General features: G+C 72.6%; 12 protein-coding genes. 5 read left to right on the top strand and 7 right to left on the bottom strand.

All coding sequences use genetic code 11. The features are described from left to right. Positions 1 to 51: 51 nt before the first annotated feature. The gene (locus ACFXOA_RS22935) at positions 52 to 1,167 is read right to left on the bottom strand and encodes an ADP-ribosylglycohydrolase family protein (protein WP_385031559.1); all 1,116 of its coding nucleotides are present in this window, start codon (positions 1,165 to 1,167) and stop codon (positions 52 to 54) included. A gap of 429 nt (positions 1,168 to 1,596) precedes the next feature. Further along, a complete protein-coding gene (locus tag ACFXOA_RS22930) occupies positions 1,597 to 4,173 on the bottom strand; it encodes a bifunctional FO biosynthesis protein CofGH (RefSeq protein ID WP_385031556.1) in 2,577 nt (858 codons plus the stop codon). Between the two features lie 120 nt (positions 4,174 to 4,293). Between ACFXOA_RS22930 and ACFXOA_RS22925 the strand changes: the two genes are divergently transcribed. Beyond that, on the top strand, positions 4,294 to 5,097 hold the full coding sequence (locus ACFXOA_RS22925; RefSeq protein ID WP_385031586.1) for an HAD family hydrolase: 804 nt from the start codon (positions 4,294 to 4,296) through the stop codon (positions 5,095 to 5,097). Between the two features lie 77 nt (positions 5,098 to 5,174). Continuing rightward, positions 5,175 to 6,356: a hypothetical protein gene (locus ACFXOA_RS22920; RefSeq protein WP_385031553.1), complete on the top strand. Its 1,182-nt coding sequence runs from the start codon at positions 5,175 to 5,177 to the stop codon at positions 6,354 to 6,356. Between the two features lie 127 nt (positions 6,357 to 6,483). Here the strand turns inward: ACFXOA_RS22920 and ACFXOA_RS22915 are convergent, their stop codons facing one another. The 4 genes from ACFXOA_RS22915 to ACFXOA_RS22900 all read right to left on the bottom strand — a co-directional run bounded on the left by ACFXOA_RS22915 (position 6,484) and on the right by ACFXOA_RS22900 (position 13,352). Next, positions 6,484 to 7,968 (bottom strand): peptidoglycan D,D-transpeptidase FtsI family protein, encoded by a 1,485-nt coding sequence (locus tag ACFXOA_RS22915; RefSeq protein ID WP_385031550.1) that lies wholly within the window; start codon positions 7,966 to 7,968, stop codon positions 6,484 to 6,486. A 284-nt stretch (positions 7,969 to 8,252) separates the two neighbouring features. After that, on the bottom strand, positions 8,253 to 9,821 hold the full coding sequence (locus ACFXOA_RS22910; RefSeq protein ID WP_385031547.1) for an APC family permease: 1,569 nt from the start codon (positions 9,819 to 9,821) through the stop codon (positions 8,253 to 8,255). 239 nt (positions 9,822 to 10,060) lie between these two features. Next, a complete protein-coding gene (locus ACFXOA_RS22905; RefSeq protein ID WP_385031544.1) occupies positions 10,061 to 11,980 on the bottom strand; it encodes an AMP-dependent synthetase/ligase in 1,920 nt (639 codons plus the stop codon). 94 nt (positions 11,981 to 12,074) lie between these two features. After that, positions 12,075 to 13,352, bottom strand: coding sequence for an acetyl-CoA C-acetyltransferase (locus tag ACFXOA_RS22900; RefSeq protein WP_385031541.1), 1,278 nt, complete (start codon positions 13,350 to 13,352; stop codon positions 12,075 to 12,077). A 74-nt stretch (positions 13,353 to 13,426) separates the two neighbouring features. On the opposite strand from ACFXOA_RS22900, the gene ACFXOA_RS22895 reads away from it, so the two are divergent. Further along, positions 13,427 to 14,749, top strand: a complete 1,323-nt coding sequence (locus tag ACFXOA_RS22895) for a 3-oxoacyl-ACP reductase (RefSeq protein ID WP_385031538.1) — start codon at positions 13,427 to 13,429, stop codon at positions 14,747 to 14,749. Between the two features lie 5 nt (positions 14,750 to 14,754). After that, a complete protein-coding gene (locus ACFXOA_RS22890; RefSeq protein ID WP_385031535.1) occupies positions 14,755 to 15,612 on the top strand; it encodes a MaoC family dehydratase in 858 nt (285 codons plus the stop codon). Between the two features lie 7 nt (positions 15,613 to 15,619). On the opposite strand, the gene ACFXOA_RS22885 is transcribed toward ACFXOA_RS22890, so the two are convergent. Then, complete coding sequence (locus tag ACFXOA_RS22885; protein ID WP_385031583.1) at positions 15,620 to 16,240, bottom strand: TetR/AcrR family transcriptional regulator; 621 nt, start codon at positions 16,238 to 16,240, stop codon at positions 15,620 to 15,622. A 232-nt stretch (positions 16,241 to 16,472) separates the two neighbouring features. Here ACFXOA_RS22885 and ACFXOA_RS22880 point away from each other — a divergent pair, with 232 nt between their 5' ends. Further along, a complete protein-coding gene (locus ACFXOA_RS22880) occupies positions 16,473 to 17,666 on the top strand; it encodes an alpha/beta hydrolase family protein (RefSeq protein ID WP_385031532.1) in 1,194 nt (397 codons plus the stop codon). Positions 17,667 to 17,678: the final 12 nt, after the last annotated feature.

Raw genomic sequence — 17,678 nt, 5'->3', positions numbered from 1 at the left:
GGCGGGCGCGGCGGCGTCCGCCCACCGCTGCGTCATGCCTGCCGGGTCCGGTCAGTCCCGCGGGTAGCGGGCCAGCCAGCCCGGAGCGGCCGCCGAGGGGCCGTGCAGTGCGGGGCCCTGGGTCATCTCCATGGCGAAGTCGTCGGAGAGCTCCAGAAGGGTCGAGCGCCCCTCCACCTCGGCGAGCCAGGCCGGGGGCAGAGCGGTCTCCCCGTGCATCGCCCCGAGGAGAGCCCCGCACACCGCTCCGGTGGCCGACGAGGGCCCCGAGTGGTTCACGGCGAGGCGCAGGCCGTGGCGTACGTCCTCCCCCACCAGGGCGCAGTAGAGGGCGACGGCGAGCACCTCCTCGGCGGAGTCCGTGTCACCGAGCGCTTCTATGAGCGCCGGACCCGGGATGCCCTGCCGTACGGACCCCAGCGCCTGCCTCAGCGCCTCGGAGACCTGCTCGTTCCCCGGACGCCCGGCGATCAGGGCGAGCGTGTGCTGCACCGAACCGTCGAGGGTCTCCCCGCGCGCCAGCCCGTGCACCAGGAGCGCGAAGGCGCCGGCCGCGAGCTGCGCGGTGGCGTGCCCGTGGGTGTGGGCGGCGCACTCCACGGCCAGCTGGAGCACGAGCTGGGGTTCCCAGCCGACGAGCAGCCCGAAGGGCGCGGATCGGGTGAGCGCGGCGGAGTCCCGCGCCGCGGGGTTCTTGGGCACGGCGAGGGTGCCCATGGTCTCGTCCCCGAAGCCGACGAGGCACTCACGGGTGGGGGCGCGGCGGGCGTACAGCCACTCCTCCCGGGCGAGCCAGCCGATGTCCTTGCGGCGTTCGTCGGGCCCCCAGGCGCTCTGGGTGGACGCCCAGCGCAGATGTGCCCGGTGCACGTCGGTGGGCGGATGCCAGGCACCGGTGTCCTTGCGCACCTGCGCCCGTATCAGCCCGTCGACGGTGAAGAGGGTGAGCTGGGTGACGGCGGTGACGGCGCCCCGCCGGCCGTGCGCGGGGACGAAGTCGCTTATGCCGTCGACGCCGTGCGCCGCCCGGATCGCCTCCAGGGTGAGCCCGGAGACCCCTGCCCCGAGCGCGTCTCCCACCGCCCCGCCGAGCAGCGCCCCCCGGACCCTGCTGCGGAAGTCCTGCTGCTGGGCACGGCCCCAGACTGCGGTGGTCCCTGTGGTCACCGTGCCCCCATTTCCTCCGGCCTGCGGTGCGGCTGCGCAAGCAGCGTAATCGAACGGGGACAGGGGGCTCCCAGCCGGAACGCTATGTACGGACTAGGACTCCTGGGCACTTTTGAACGCCATTCCTCACGGTTTCACGGACCGTTTACACGAAGTGCCTGGGCCGGAATTCCCGGCCCTTGGCACGCCCCGCGCCAGGCGGGCCGTCAGCCCCGCCCGGCGCCCCGATGTCCCGCCGCGGACGCGAAAGAGGCAGGCGTCGGGAGCCCTGATCACGCCGGGAGCCCGATCACCCCGGAACGCCCCCGATCAAGCCGAGGGGATCTGCGCCACCACCCCGCACACGGCACCGGGCCCCCGCCCGGCCTACCGCCGGAGGCGCCGTACACCGTGGTGGGGGCCCGTGCCGCGGCCCCCACCGGGCCCAGCTCAGCTCTCCAGCACCGGCAGCAGCTCCGGCAGGTGGCCGTCGGAGGCCGCCGCCGCCATGGTGCGTTCCTCCGGGACCTCGCCGTACAGGGTCGTACGCGGCTTCGCCGGGCGGCCCGCGAGGTCGGCGATGGCGACGAGGTCCTGGATGGAGCGGTACGAGCCGTAACTCGACCCGGCCATACGGGAGATGGTCTCCTCCATCAGCGTGCCGCCGAGGTCGTTGGCGCCCGAGCGCAGCATCTCGGCCGCGCCCTCCGCGCCCAGCTTGACCCAGCTGGTCTGGATGTTGGTGATGTGCGGGTGGAGCAGCAGCCGGGCCATGGCGGTGACGGCCCTGTTGTCCCGGTCGGTGGGGCCGGGCCGGGCGATGCCCGCCAGGTAGACCGGGGCGTTGGTGTGGATGAAGGGGAGCGTGACGAACTCCGTGAAGCCGCCGGTCTCCTGCTGGAGGCGGGACAGCGTCCTGAGGTGGCCGAGCCAGTGGCGGGGCTGGTCGACATGGCCGTACATCATCGTGGACGAGGAACGCAGGCCCGTCTCGTGCGCCGTCCTGATGACCTCCAGCCACTCGGCGGTCGGCAGCTTCCCCTTGGTGAGGATCCAGCGGACCTCGTCGTCCAGGATCTCCGCGGCCGTTCCGGGGATGGAGCCGAGGCCGGCCTCCTTGGCGGCGGTCAGCCAGTCGCGGATGGACATGCCGGTGCGGGTGGCGCCGTTGACGACCTCCATCGGCGAGAAGGCGTGGACGTGCATCCCGGGGACTCGCTCCTTCACTGCCCTCGCGATGTCGAAGTACGCCGTGCCGGGGAGGTCCGGGTGGATGCCGCCCTGCATGCACACCTCGACCGCGCCCACGTCCCAGGCCTGGGCGGCGCGGTCGGCGACCTGGTCGAGGGAGAGGGTGTAGGCGTCGGCGTCCGTGCGCCGCTGGGCGAAGGCACAGAAGCGGCAGCCGGTGTAGCAGACGTTGGTGAAGTTGATGTTCCTGGTGACGATGTAGGTGACGTCGTCGCCCACGACGTCGCGGCGCAGCGTGTCCGCGATCCGGCACAGCTCGTCCAGGGCCGGGCCGTCGGCGTGGAGCAGGGCGAGCGCCTGGTCGTCGTTGAGCCTGGTGGGGTCGTCGGCGGCCTGGCCGAGCGCCTGGCGTACGTCGGTGTCGATCCTGGAGGGGACCATGCCGGGGGCGGCGGCCTCGCGCAGGGCCTCCCAGTCCCCGTAGACCTCGTCGAAGTCGTCGCGCCGGTCGGTGGTGCGGCCGTCGGTGTCGATGGTGCGGTGCAGGTCGGTGCGGCCCGAGGCGTTGAATCCCTCGTCGGGCTCCTGCCAGGGGATGCCGGCCGGGATCACGCCCTCCTTCGCCAGGCCCGTCTCCGGGTCCGCGAGCGCACGGACGTGCGGGAGGAGGCGGGGGTCGAGCCAAGGCTCGCCCCGCTGGATGAACTCCGGGTAGATGGTGAGGCGTTCACGCAGCCGGAAGCCTGACTCGGCCGTCCGGGAAGCGAGTTCGTCGATGTGCGGCCAGGGGCGCTCGGGGTTGACGTGGTCGGGGGTGAGCGGTGAGACCCCGCCCCAGTCGTCGATGCCCGCGCCGATCAGCAGGGCGTACTCGGCGTCCACGAGGTTCGGCGGCGCCTGGATGCGGGCCGAGGGACCGAGGATGTGGCGGGCGACGGCGATCGCGGCGGCCAGTTCCTCCAGCTCGGCGTCCGGCATCCCGCGCATCGCCGTGTCGGGCTTGGCCCGGAAGTTCTGGACGATGACTTCCTGGATCCCGTGGTAGGCGCGGGCCGTCCTGCGCAGCTCGAAGAGGGAGTCGGCCCGCTCCTCGTAGGACTCGCCGATGCCGATCAGGATGCCGGTGGTGAAGGGCACGTTGGACCTGCCCGCGTCCTCCAGGACCCGCAGCCGGACCGCCGGTTCCTTGTCCGGGGAGCCGTAGTGGGGGCCGCCCTTCTCCGACCAGAGCCGGGTGGCGGTCGTCTCCAGCATCATGCCCATGGACGGGGCGACCGGCTTCAGCCGCTGAAGGTCCGTCCACGTCATCACACCCGGATTCAGGTGCGGCAGCAGCCCCGTCTCCTCCAGCACCCGGACGGCCATCGCCCGCACGTAGGCCAGGGTGTCGTCGTACCCCTCGGCCTCCAGCCACTCCCTCGCCTCGGGCCAGCGGTCCTCGGGGCGGTCCCCCAGGGTGAACAGTGCCTCCTTGCAGCCCAGTTCCGCACCCTCGCGGGCGATCGCGAGCACCTCGTCCGGCGACAGGAACATCCCGTGGCCCGCCCGGCGGAGCTTTCCGGGCACGGTGACGAAGGTGCAGTAGTGGCAGGTGTCGCGGCAGAGCCGGGTCAGCGGGATGAAGACCTTGCGCGAGTACGTGATCACTCCGGGCCGCCCGGCAGCCTCGAGCCCGGCGTCCCGCACCCGGGCGGCCGACGCGGCGAGATCGGTCAGGTCGTCCCCCCGCGCCTGGAGCAGGACGGCGGCCTCGGCCACGTCGAGGGCGACGCCGTCGCGAGCCCGCCGGAGGGCACGCCGCATGGCGTTGGTCGTGGGGCGCTGAGGATCGGTCATGATCCGAGCATACGAGCGCGTCCCCACGTCCGGACCAGGGCCTCCGTCGGCCGTCACCGCGCGATCACCGCTGGCGCCTTGGCCGTTATGTCCCGCTTGCCCCGTAGGCTCGGTGAGGTGATGGAAACGATCGTGTTCGACATCGGAGAGACCCTCGTCCGCGACGACCGCCACTGGGCCGCCTGGGCCGACTGGCTCGGCGTCCCGCCGCACACCGTCAGCGCGCTGGTCGGCGCCGCGGTCGCCCAGGGCCGGGACGCCGCCGACGCGCTGCGCATCCTCCGCCCCGGCATGGACGTGGCCGAGGCCTACCACGCGCGGGTCGCGGCGGCCCGGGGCGAGTATCTCGACGAGACCGACCTGTACCCCGATGTCCGGCCCGCCCTCGCGGAGCTGCGGGCCCTGGGCCTGCGGGTCGTCGTGGCCGGCGACCGGACCGCACGGGCCGGGGAGTTGCTGCGCGCCCTCGACCTGCCGGCGGACCTGGTCGTCACCTCGGAGGAGTGGGGCGTCACCAAACCGGACGGGGAGTTCTTCGCCCGGGTGCTGGAGGTCTCGGGCACCTCCCCGGAGGCGACGGTGTACGTGGGTGACCACCCGGCCGACGACCTGTTCCCGGCAAGGTCCGCGGGGCTGCGTACGGCGCACATCCGCCGCGGCCCGTACGGGCATTGGTGGGCGGACCACCCCGACGTCACGGAGACGGCCGACTGGCGGATCACCGCCCTGACCGAGCTGCCCGCCCTGCTGGGCGGCCCGGGCCCGAAGGGGCGCAGGCCGTACGCCGTCCCGCTCCCCGCACCCGGTGCGCCCGCGTCCCCCGGACCCTCGGAGGAGGAACCGGCCCAGGAGGACACACCGCACGGTCCGGCGTGCGAGAGGGCGGCCGAGGCACCCGCGGGCGGCATCGGGAAGCACCCGTGACCCAGGTGTGACCGCCACCCCGTAGCCTCCAACCGCCCGGGTGATTCCCCGGGGTGTGAGCGATACGGGGGCGGAAGATGACATACGGACGGGCTGCGGCACCCGCGGTCGCCGGAGGGCTGCTGCTGACGCTGCTGCTCTGGTGGGCGGGGGCGAGCGTGAACGCGCTGCACCTCCAGGGGACGGCCGACGTCCTCGGCGGCCGGGTCGCCGCCGATCTCGAACACTGGCTTTCACCCTGGTCGTTCGAGCTCCCGGACGCCGTGCGCTGGGGCACCGGTTCGGTGAGCGGTACGGGGGAGCCGGCCGGTGTCAACGGCTCCCGCTACACCGCCCTGTACGCGACCGGGATGCAGATCCGGATCATCACCGTCTTCGCGTTCTTCCTGCCGGGCGCACTGCTCCTCGTGCGGAGGCTGCCCCCGGTGAACGGCCGGGTGCCTGCCGCGCTGGCGGCCGTCTGGGGCTGGGGGATGGTCGCCGGCACCCTGGCGGTCACGGTGTCCGCCCCCTGGCTGATCGCCTCGCACGGGCGCGGCAGCTTCCGCTTCCTGCCCCAGCTGGCGGGCGAGATGACAGCCGGCCGGCAGATCCTGGTGCCGGCCTCCCTGCTCGCGGCCGTGGTGACCGTGCTGGTCGCCCGGGTCACCGCCAAGGGCGCGGGGGACATCCCCCGGGCCGTCGTGCCGGCAGGGGTCGCACGGCTGTCGGCGACGGCGGGAACCGTCGTCGTCGCCCTGTCGCTGTTCGTGCTGTCCCACCAGTCGGTCGCCGCGAAGCTCCAGGGCACCTATCTCTCCGGTGGGCTGCTGTCCGAGCCGGGGGACCTGCTGCGCCAGTTGCTGCTGCTGGGCGCCTGGGACTGGCCCGCCGGTCTCGCGCTCGACCGGTGGCTGATGTACCGGGCCACCGACGTGCTGCTCCTCCTCGTCGTGTGGTGGGCGCTGCGGCTGCTGCCCTCGCTGCTGACCCGGGCGACCGTCCCGGCCATGGCGGCGGGGGCGGTCGGCGCGACCGTCATGGGGCTGCTGGCCGGCCAGTCCGCCCGGATCCTGATGGACGCCTCGGACTCGGGCATGCGATGGGGGCTGGTGCAGATGACGTCGGTCATCGGCACCGGTGTCCCGGCCGCCCTGGTGGTCGGGGCGGTGGCGGGTACGACCGCCGCCGTGACCCTGCGGCTGACGGCCGTCCGGATGCCCGATGGCACGCGGGCGGCTCCGGAATCCCCCTCCCCGGAGCCGGCGCCCCGGGCCTGAGCACCGGCCCGGGTACGGGCCGGAGAAGTCCCCTTCGCCCGAACACGACTCGGCCCGCACGCCCTTGAGCCCACGGGCCGGCCCTCAGGGCTCGACCGGGGGGTGCCGGGAGGTGCGAGCGGCCGTCCTACTTGCCCAGGACCGCCTGCATCACCTTCCGCGCGATGGGCCCGCCCAGGCCGCCACCGGAGATGTCCGAGCGGGAGATGTCCATCGCGGTCGGGTCGATGAACACCGCCACCGCCACCGAACGGCCGTCGGACCCCTTGCCGTACGACACGAACCAGCCGTACGGCACCTCCTTGGTCACGTCGTTGCCGCGCTGGGCCGTGCCCGTCTTGCCGCCCACCGTGACACCGTCGATCAGGGCGCGCTTCGCGCTGCCCTCCTTGGCGGTGAACTCCATCATCTCCTGGACCTTCTTCGCGGTCTCCTCGGAGACCGCCTGGCTCATGAGCCGCGGCTCGTGCTGCTCCAGTACGTCGGTGTCCGCGTCCTGGAGGCTGTCCACGATGTAGGGCTGCATCAGCTCGCCGTCGTTGGCGAGGGCCGCGGTCACCATCGCCATCTGCATCGGGGTGCTGGTGAGACTGCCCTGACCCATACCGGTGAGGGCGGTACCCGGCTTGTCCAGCTCCTCGGGGTAGAGGCTCTTCGTGGCGAGCAGGTCGCCGAAGGCGTCGGAGTAGACGTCCTCGTTGAAGCCGAACTTCTCGGCCGTCTCCCGCATCCCCTCGTCACCCACCTTGAGGGCCGCGTCGAGGAAGACGTTGTTGCAGGAGTACTGCATCGCCGTCTTGAACGACGCCTTGTCGCACACCGCGTCCCCGGCCTCGCTGCTGATCGTGCTCGACGACAGCGGAAGCTTGTACGGGGAGCGCGCGTCGGTGCGGGCGTCCACATCCGTGACGACCCCGTGCTCCAGGGCGGCGGCAGCCGTAAGGATCTTGAAGGTGGATCCGGGCGGGAAGGTCTCGCGCAGCGGGCGGTTGGCCAGCGGCTTGCCCTTGTCGTCGATGAGCGCCTGGAACCTGTCGCCCTCCTTGAAGGAGTTGCCGGCGAAGACCGAGGGGTCGTACGACGGTGTGGACACCAGGGCGAGCACCTTGCCGGTCGACGGTTCGAGGGCGACGACCGCGCCCCGGGCGTCGAGGTCGGACAGGCCCTTGTACGCCGCCTCCTGCGCCTCCGGGACGATGGTGGTCACCACGTCACCGCCGCGCCGCTCCTCACCGGTGAGGATGTCCTTCGCGTGCCGGAAGGCGAACCGCTCGTCCTGTCCGCTCAGGATGCTGTCGTACGTCTTCTCCAGCAGGGACATGCCCTGCGACTGGGAGGCGTAGCCGGTGACGGGGGCGTACATCGGGCCCTGCTTGAAGGTGCGCCGGTACTTGAAGTCGGTCCCCTCCACCGCCTTGGAGCCGGTGATCGCCTTGCCGCCCACGATGATGTCACCGCGCGGGGTCGCGAACTGCGCGATCTTCACCCGGCGGTTGTGCTCGTGGGTGGAGAGTTCCTCGCTCCTGGCGAACTGCAGCCAGTTGGTCCTGATCAGCAGAGCCAGCATCAGGAGGCCGCAGAAGATGGCTATGTGGCGCAATGGCCTGTTCATCGTGCTCCCGCTCCCAGGCAGCCGGGTACACACGCACGCGGGCCGCATCTTCGATGTCCGGGGTGATGGATGCGATTTTAGCTTCGGCGGTTGCACCCGACGATCACAACGGCGGAAGCTCGGCCACGACTCCCGCCAGTTTCAGCCATATACGGAGGACTTCGGCTGACCGTGCCCGGTTCCGCCCTTCGCCCGCGAGGAGACGGGCCCGTCCGAAGCGCCGGGCCCCCGGGCGCCCGGGGGCCCGGGGCGGCCCGGAGGCCCCCCGGGATCACCGGACGGTCTCAGTCGGCGACCACGAAGGCGGGGGTCTCCTTCGTCAGCACCTCGCCGCGGAAGAACGCCGGGCTGCGGCGCCGCATGACCTCCATCAGCACCACGCCGAGCAGCAGCAGGCCCACGCCGATGACGAAGACCGAGCCGACGCCGAGGACCGACGAGCCGGAGCCGTAGGCCGGGTCCCACATGTCGTAGAGGGTCTTGCCGAAGACGGCGGAGAGCAGGATGCCGCCGGCGACGGGGAAGAGGCCCTTGAAGACCAGGTCCCGTGCGGAGCGGGTGAGTTCGGCGCGGAAGTACCACGCGCAGGCGAAGGCGGTCAGCGCGTAGTAGAAGCAGATCATCAGGCCGAGGGCGTAGATGGTGTCGACCAGTACGTGCTCGCTGACGAGCGTCATGACGGTGTAGAACGCGCCGGTGGAGACACCCGCCACCACCGTCGCCCTGCCCGGTGTCCTGAAGCGGGGGTGGACGCGGGCGTAGGAGGCGGGCAGCGCCTCGTACGACGCCATCGCCAGGACCGTGCGGGCCACCGGGATGAAGGTGGTCTGGAGGCTCGCCGCGGCGGAGGCCAGCACCGCCAGGAAGAGCAGGATGCCCAGGCCCGGACCCATCACCGGTCCGGCGAGGGCGGCGAAGACGTTGTCGGAGGTGTCGGGGTCGGCGAGGCCCAGCCCCGAGGAGCCGGTGCCGACGGCCATCTGGGCGGCGATGCCCGTGGCGAGGTAGGAGCCGACCAGGACGATCATCGCGATGAGCGCGGCCCGCCCCGGCGTCCGGTCGCTGCCGGTGGTCTCCTCGTTGGCGGTGAGGCAGGTGTCCCAGCCCCAGAACATGAAGATCGAGAGGGACAGGCCCGCGGTGAAGGCGCCGAAGGACTGGACGGCGAAGGGGTTCAGCCAGGACCAGGAGAAGTCCGTCGAGGTGGCGGCGAACTCGCCGCTGCCCGCCTTGCCCACGGCCATCGCCACGAACACCGCGAGGACCACCAGCTGGAGTGCCACGAGGGTGTACTGGAGGCCCTTGGTCGCCGTCATCCCCCGGTAGCTGATCGCGGTCGCGACGGCGATCAGCAGGAGGCAGGTGACGATGTGCACCGGCTTGCTGCCGTCCAGGGCCGCGACCGAGTCGCTCCCGGTGATCTCCCCGGCCAGCAGCCAGAAGTAGGAGGTCGCGACGCCGGCGAGGTTGGAGAGCACGATGATCGTGGCGATCACCAGCCCCCAGCCGCACATCCACCCCAGGCGCGGCCCGAAGGCCTTGACCGTCCAGGTGAACGAGGTGCCGCAGTCCGGCACGGCCTTGTTGAGCTCGCGGTAGGCGAAGGCGACCAGCAGCATCGGCAGGAACCCGGCCAGGAACACGGCGGGCATCTGCACCCCGACCTCACCCGCGGTGGAGCCGAGGGTCGACGTCAGGCAGTACACCGGGGCGACCGTGGAGATACCGAGGACGGCGCTGCCCAGCAGGCCGACGGAGTTCCCGCCGAGGCCCTTCTCGCGTACACCGCTCCCGGCCGGGCCGCTTCCCGGTACCGCGTCTCCGGCCTGTGGCCGCGTGTCCAGCTCAGTCATGAGAGGGACGCTATGTGCTGCGATTTCCACATCCGGAGGATGAGACTCCCCCGTCTCACCCTTAACTCATACCACCTGCCAGCCAGTTACCCCAGCACATCCAAGGCAATATGCGAACACGACCTTGCAATTAATGATCGACGACGCGGCCTCGCGTCGTACGAGAACCGCACCACCGCCCGTTTTGTCCGGTTCAAAATTTTCCCACGCCGGTGTCGACCGCACCGCCGCGGCCCCGGTCACCTGCGGTACAGCTCCTCGATCTCGGCGTCGAAGTCCCGTGTGATCGCGTCCCTCTTCAGCTTCAGCGAGGGTGTGAGGTGCCCGCTCTCCTCGGTGAAGTCCCCCGGCAGGACGGTGAACTTCCGGATGGACTCGGCGCGCGAGACCAGCCGGTTCGCCTCGTCCACGGCGCGCTGCAGGGCCGCGCGCAGTTCCTCGTCCCGGACCAGTTCGCGCATGGGGACGCCTTCCTTCTTCCGCATCCGGCGCCAGTGGGCGAGGCCGTCCGGCTCCAGGGTGATCAGGGCGCTGACGAACGACCGGTTGTCCCCGACCACCATGCACTGGCTCACCAGCGGGTGCGCTCGCAGCCAGTCCTCCAGCGGGGCGGGTATGACGTTCTTCCCGCCGGAGGTGATGATGACGTCCTTCTTGCGGCCGGTGATGGTGAGGTAGCCGTCCTCGTCCAGCGCGCCCAGGTCTCCCGTCGGGAACCAGCCGTCGTCCGTGTACGGGACCGCCCCGCCGCGAGCCGTGTCCCAGTAGCCCCGGAATACCTGCCCGCCGCTGAGCAGCACCTCCCCGTCGTCCGCGATGCGCACGGCGGTGCCGGGCAGGGGCCAGCCCACCGTGCCGAGGCGGGGCTTGAGCGGCGGGGTCACCGTGGCCGCCGCGGTCGTCTCGGTCAGGCCGTACCCCTCGAAGATCTGGATGCCCGCCCCCGCGTAGAAGGCGGCGAGCCGGCGGCCCAGCGGGGAGCCGCCGCAGATCGCGTACCTGACGTGACCGCCCAGCGCGGCGCGGATGCGCCGGTAGACCAGCGGGTCGTACAGGGCGCGGGCCGCGCGGAGCCCGAGGCCGGGCCCGGGGCCCGTGCCGTGTTCGGCGGCCTCCACCGCCTCGCCGTAGCGCTGCGCGATACGGGCCGCCCGGTCGAAGGAGGAGGCCCGGCCCATCTTCTCCGCCGTGGCGCGGCCGGTGTTGAAGACCTTCTCCAGGACGTACGGGATGGCCAGCAGGAACGACGGCTTGAAACCGGCCAGGTCGGCGAGCAGGTCCTCGGTCCGGATGGACGGAGCGTGCCCCAGCCGCACCCTCGCACGCAGGCAGCCGATCGCCACCATCCGGCCGAACACATGGGAGAGGGGCAGGAAGAGGAGGGTGGAGGCCGGGTACTTCGACACCGACTTGAAGACGGGGTGGAGCAGTTCGATCGCGTTGTCGACCTCGGCGAAGAAGTTGCCGTGGGTCAGGACGCAGCCCTTCGGTCTGCCCGTGGTACCCGAGGTGTAGATGAGGGTGGCGGGGCTGTCCGGCCCGAGCGCCTGGCGGCGGGCGGCGAGCGCCGCGTCGGGGACGTCCTTGCCGAGGGTCTTGAGCCGCCCGATCGCACCCGTGTCGAACTGCCAGAGGTGGGTGAGGTCCGCGAGCTGCTGCCGTTCCTGGCTGACCAGCCGGCCCTGTTCCTTCGACTCGACGGCGCAGGCGACCGCACCGGAGTCCTGGAGGATCCAGCGGGTCTGGAAGGCCGAGGATGTGGGGTAGACGGGCACGGTGACCAGGCCGGCGGCCCAGGCGGCGAAGTCGAGGAGCGTCCACTCGTAGGTCGTACGGGCCATGATCGCGACCCGGTCACCGCTCTGCAGCCCCTCCGCCACCAGCCCCTTGGCGACGGCCTGGACCTCCGCGGCGAACTCGGCGGCGGTGACGTCCAGCCAGCGGCCGTCGCCCTGCTTTCGGCTGAGGACCGCTTCGGACGGCGCCTGGAGGGCGTTGTCGAAGGGGATCTCGGCGAGCGAGCCGCTGTGCACGCCCGGTGCGAGCGGCGGTACGGAGACCTCCCGTACGGCGCCGCCCGCGTCTCTGACCTTGGTCGGCTCGACGAGTACGGGGGCGGCGGGCGCGGCGGATTCGGCGGCGGGTGCGGGCGTGGACACGAGCGGCTCCTCGACATGGGGTCCGGCGCGGGCGGCTGCTGGATGCGCGGGGTCGTTCACGTACGGATGTGACGGGGCGGGTGGTGCGGGCTGGTCAGGGGCGTTCGAGGATCGCGGTCACTCCCTGCCCCCCGGCGGCGCAGACGGAGATCAGACCACGGCCGGGCTCTCCCCGTTCGGCGAGGAGCTTCGCCAGGGTCGCGACGATCCGGGCACCGGTCGCTGCGAAGGGGTGCCCGGTGGCGAGCGAGGACCCGGCCACGTTGAGCTTCTTCCGGTCCACGGGGGCGAGCCCCTGCTCCTCCCAGGCGGCCAGGGTGGCCAGCACCTGGGAGGCGAACGCCTCGTGGATCTCGAAGAGGTCGAAGTCCCCCACCGTCAGGCCGGCCCGTTCCAGCATCCGCGGCACGGCGTACGCGGGGGCCATCAGCAGGCCGTCCTCGCCACCGACGTAGTCCACGGCCGCCGTCTCGTACAGCGACAGGTAGGCGAGCGGTTCCAGGCCACGCTCCTCGGCCCACTCCTCGCTCGCCAGCAGCACCGTCGCCGCCCCGTCGGTGAGGGGCGTCGAATTGCCCGCCGTCATCGTCGCGTCGGGGTGCGAGGCGCCGAACACCGGCTTCAGGGTGGCGAGTTTTTCCACCGTGGAGCCGGGGCGAAGGTTCTGGTCGCGGTCCAGGCCGAGGTACGGGACGACCAGGTCGTCGAGGAGACCGCGGTCGTAGGCGGCGGCGAGCCGCTGATGGCTGGTGGCCGCCAGGAGGTCCTGGTCCTCGCGGGTCACACCCCACTTCCTGGCGGTCACCGCCGCGTGCTCGCCCATCGAGAGCCCGGTGCGGGGCTCCGCGTTGCGCGGGATGTCCGGCACGAGGTGGCCGGGGCGGATCGCCGCCAGCGCCTTGATCCGGGCCCCCGCCGACCTGGCGCGGCGGGCCTCCAGCAGGATCCGGCGCAGCCGGTCGTTGACCCCGAGCGGGGCGTCGCTCGTGGTGTCCGCGCCTCCGGCGATCGCCGAGTCGACCGCGCCGAGCGCGATCTTGTTGGCCGCGGCCACGACGGCCTGCAGCCCGGTGCCGCAGGCCTGCTGGATGTCGTACGCGGGGGTGCGCGGGTCCAGGGCTGATCCGAGGACCGTCTCGCGCGCCAGGTTGAAGTCCCTGCTGTGCTTGAGGACCGCGCCGGCGACGAACTCCCCGACCCGCTGTCCCCGCAGGCCGAAGCGCTCGGTGAGCCCGTCCAGCGCCGCGGTCAGCATGTCCTGGTTGGACGCCTGCGCGTAAGGGCCGTCGGAGCGGGCGAACGGGATGCGACTGCCACCGATGACCGCGACCCTGCGCGGCTGCGGAAGTGCGAGGGGAATCAACTCGACCAACTCATCTCGACAACTCCTGACCCTTGAGTAACCTTACTCAGGAGTAAATCTACGACCGAGCAGGAGTCCAGACAATGGCCGACCGCTATCTGCACTTCACCGGCACGGCATCCGGCCGATTCCTGACCCGCAGGCTCGGCCTGCCGCAGCCCGCCCCGCTGCGCCGCTGGTCCCTGGAGACTCCTGCCCTCGACGGGCCGCTGCTCCACCTCACCGCGGGGGACTCCGTACACCGGGACTCCCTCGGCCCGGTGCTCGCCGCGACGGGGCTGGAGGTCACCGACCGGGCCGAGCGCCCGGGCGCGGTCGTCCTGGACGCCACCGGCGTCGCCACCCCCGCCGCGCTGTCCGGGGTGCACACCGCACTGCATCCGGTCGTCCGGTCCCTGGCGCCCGGCGGCCGGGTCGTCGTGCTCGGCACGACGCCCTCGCCCCGCGACCACCACCAGGCGGCGGCGCAGCAGGCCCTGGAGGGCTTCGTACGCTCGCTCGGCAAGGAGATCGGCAAGGGAGCGACCGTGCAGCTGCTGCGGCTCGCCCCGGGGGCCCGGGCCGGCTGCGCCGAGTCCACGCTCCGCTTCCTGCTGTCCCCGCGCTCCGCGTACATCAGCGGCCAGGTCGTCGAACTCGGCACCGGGGAGCCCGGAGAGGTCGCCGACTGGGACGCCCCGCTGGCCGGGCGCACCGCTCTGGTCACCGGCGCCGCGCGCGGCATCGGCGCGTCGGTCGCCTCCGTGCTCGCCAGGGACGGTGCCGATGTGGTCTGCCTGGACGTCCCGCAGGCCGCGGAGGAGCTCACCCGCACCGCCGCGCGCCTCGGCGCCACCGCCCTGCCCCTGGACGTCACCGCGCCCGACGCGGCGGAGCAGATCGCGGCGGCCGTCCCCGGCGGGCTCGACGTGCTGGTGCACAACGCGGGCATCACCCGCGACCGCAGGCTCGCCAACATGGCCGCCGACCGCTGGTCCTCCGTCATCGACGTCAACCTCGACAGCGTCCTGCGCACCACCGACGCCCTGCTGGCCGCCGGTGCGGTGAACCGCGGCGGCCGGATCGTCGCCACCGCGTCCATCGCCGGGATCGCGGGCAACACCGGCCAGACCAACTACGCGGCGAGCAAGGCGGGGATCATCGGTCTGGTCCGCTCCCTCGCACCGCGCGCCGCGGCCGAGCACGGGGTCACCGTCAACGCGGTCGCACCCGGGTTCATCGAGACGAGGATGACGGCCGCCGTGCCCCTGTTCATCCGGGAGGCCGGCCGCCGGATGAACTCGCTGTCCCAGGGCGGCCTGCCCGTCGACGTCGCCGAGACCACCGCCTGGTTCGCCCAGCCCGCGTCCGGCGCGGTCAACGGCCAGATCGTGCGGGTCTGCGGCCAGAGCCTGCTGGGAGCGTGAACGCCATGACCGGTCTCGGCCTCTCGCTCGCCCGCGGCGCCCTCACCTCCCCCTTCAAACGGGCCGGCCGGCCCGGCGCGACGCTGCCCGGCCGGCGCGAGGTGCTCCCGGCCCGCCCGATCGCGCCGGGCCCCCTCGCCGCCTACCGCGGCGTCTGCGGATTCACCGGTCCGGAGACGCTGCCGCTCACCTACCCGCACGTGCTGGGCTTCCCCTCGGCCATGCGCCTGATGACCGCACGCGACTTCCCGCTGCCGGTGCTCGGACTCGTCCACACCTGGATCGAGATCACCGCACACCGCACGCCGCGGCCGGCGGACGAGCTCGGACTCACCGTGTACGCGGCCGAGTTGAACCCGCACCGCCGGGGCACGGAGGTCACCGTCGTGACAGAGGCGCGGATCGCGGACGAGCTGGTCTGGGAGTCCCGCAGCGGATACCTCGCACGGCACCGGACCGGCGACGACGGGGCGCCCGCCGGGGTCGGCGGACGGGAGGCACCGTCGCGCGCACCGGCGCCCCCGAAGCTGCCCGCCGTCGCCGAGTGGCGGCTGCCCACCGGTCTGGGGAGGCGTTACGGCGCCGCCTCGGGCGACCGCAACCCGATCCATCTCCACCCTCTGACGGCACGGCTGTTCGGATTCCCCCGGCACATCGCGCACGGCATGTGGACCGTCGCCCGCTGCCTCGCGGAGACGGCGAACAGCCCCGGCGGCGCGGGCCGCGTCCATTCCGTACGGGCCGACTTCAGGGCACCGGTCCCGCTGCCCTCGACCGTCACCTACGCGGCCGAGGGAACCGCCTTCGAGGTACGCGGTGGCGAGCGCGTCCACCTCACCGGGATCGTGACGCTCCGGGACTGAGGAGCCCTCAGTCCCCCCGGGACTGCCAGCCGCGTCCGTGCATGAGGTTCTCCAGGCCCGCCCACGAGAAGTTCATCAGCGTGGACGCAGCCTCCTTGGCCGAGACCCCCGGGGTGACGTTCGCCCACCCCGCGAGCGCCTCCGCCGCACCCACCAACGCCTGCGCGAGCCCGGCCACATCCCGGTCGGGCAGCGCGGGGTCGTGGTGCGCCTCACGGGCCGCCGCGCCGATCAGACCCGTCACGAACGCGACGATCTCCGCACGCAGGGCCACCACCTCGCTGACGAACGGCTCACCGTGCGAGCTCGCCTGCTGGTGGAGCACCGCCCATCCGTCCGGATTCTCCGCCGTGTGCGTGAAGAAGGCCCGCAGCCCCGACCACAGCTGCCGGTCGGCCGGGATCCCCGGGTCCACCGCCGCCTGCACCGCTTCCACCAGCGCTTTCGACTCGCGGCGGATGCACGCGGTGAAGAGCTCCTCCTTGGAGTTCAGGTACAGGTAGACCAAGGGCTTGGAGACACCGGCCAGTTCGGCGATCTCGTCCATCGAGGCGGCCCGGTACCCGCGCTGCCCGAAGGTCCGCACGGCGGCGTCCATCATCTGCTGCTCGCGCACCGCGCGCGGCATCCGTTTGCCCTTCACTGCACCCACGTCCGACGTCCCTCCCGCCCCCACTGCGCTACTCCCCGGTAAGCGTACGGCCCGGCCCCGCACCCCACCGTACGGAAGCGCCAGTCCCCGGCCACGTGGCCGGTAAGTGATCCATCCGGTGGTTGACGTCCCGTACGACCCGGGGACCCCCCGCGATCAGACCCGTGGCCGATGTCCGGTGCGGTGTCCGGCGCCTACCGTCACTCGCATGACGACAGGACTCCGGCGGCGTACCGCCCTCGCCGCACTCACCGCCCTGGCCCTGCTGGGCGCCCCCGCGGTCTCCGCGCAGGCGTCGGGGCACCCCGCTGCGGCTGCGGCCGCCACGCTCGAACTGCCCCGCCCGGCCGGTCCGTACGCCGTCGGCTCGCGGATCCTCCACCTCACGGACCACGGCCGGACCGACCCCTGGGTCCCCGAGGCGGACGGCCGGGAGCTGATGGTGTCGGTCCACTACCCGGCCCGTCCCGGCGGCGCGGGCTCCCCCGCCCCGTACATGGACACCGAGGAGGCCCGGCTGATGCTGGTCCAGCGCGGGCTGGACGGGATCGTGCCCGCCGCGACCGTCGGCGCCACCGTCACCCATGCCCGGACGGACACCCGACCGGCTCCCGGACGCTTCCCCCTCGTGCTGCTCTCCCCGGGATTCGGGACGCCGCGCGCCACGCTGACCTCGCTCGCCGAGGAACTGGCGAGCCGCGGCTACGTCGTGGCGAGCGTCGACCACGCCTACGAGACCACCGGGACGGCGTTCCCCGGCGGGCGGATCCTCACCTGCGCGGCCTGCGACGCCGTCGAGGCGGAACCGGACGACGACGCCTCGGCCGCCGTGCTCAGGTCCGTCTCCGCCGGACGGGCCACGGACCTCTCCTTCGTGCTCGACCGCCTCACCGGCCCTCGTCCCGCCTGGAACCACTCGCGCATGATCGACAGCCGGCGGGTCGCGGTCGTCGGGCACTCCATCGGCGGGAACGCCGCGGCCTCCACGATGCTCGCCGACCCCCGTGTCGACGCCGGAGTGAACATGGACGGCACCTTCTTCGACCCGGTGCCCGCCTCCGGCCTCGGCGGCCGTCCCTTCCTCATGCTGGGGACCGACATCGGCCACCACCCCGGTGGTGAGGACGAGTCCTGGGACCAGGCGTGGCGGCGCCTCGACGGGTGGAAGCGCTGGCTGACGGTGAAGGACTCCGGGCACTTCACCTTCACCGACCTCCCCTGGCTGGCCGAGCGGTTCGGCCTCCCCGCCGACCCGGAGGCGCCGCTCGCCGGTGACCGCTCGACGGAGATCACCCGCGACTACGTCGCCGCCTTCCTCGACCGGACCCTGAAGCACGAACGGCGGCCCCTGCTGGACGGGCCGTCCCCGCAGAACCCCGAGGTCGTCCTGCGCCGGCCCTGAGACGGCGTACGG

This window comes from Streptomyces sp. NPDC059166 (assembly GCF_042755185.1).
Classification (GTDB): Bacteria; Actinomycetota; Actinomycetes; order Streptomycetales; family Streptomycetaceae; genus Streptomyces.
The sequence above is the reverse complement of the archived record's forward strand: the minus strand, read 5'-3'. Positions and strand labels throughout refer to the sequence as shown.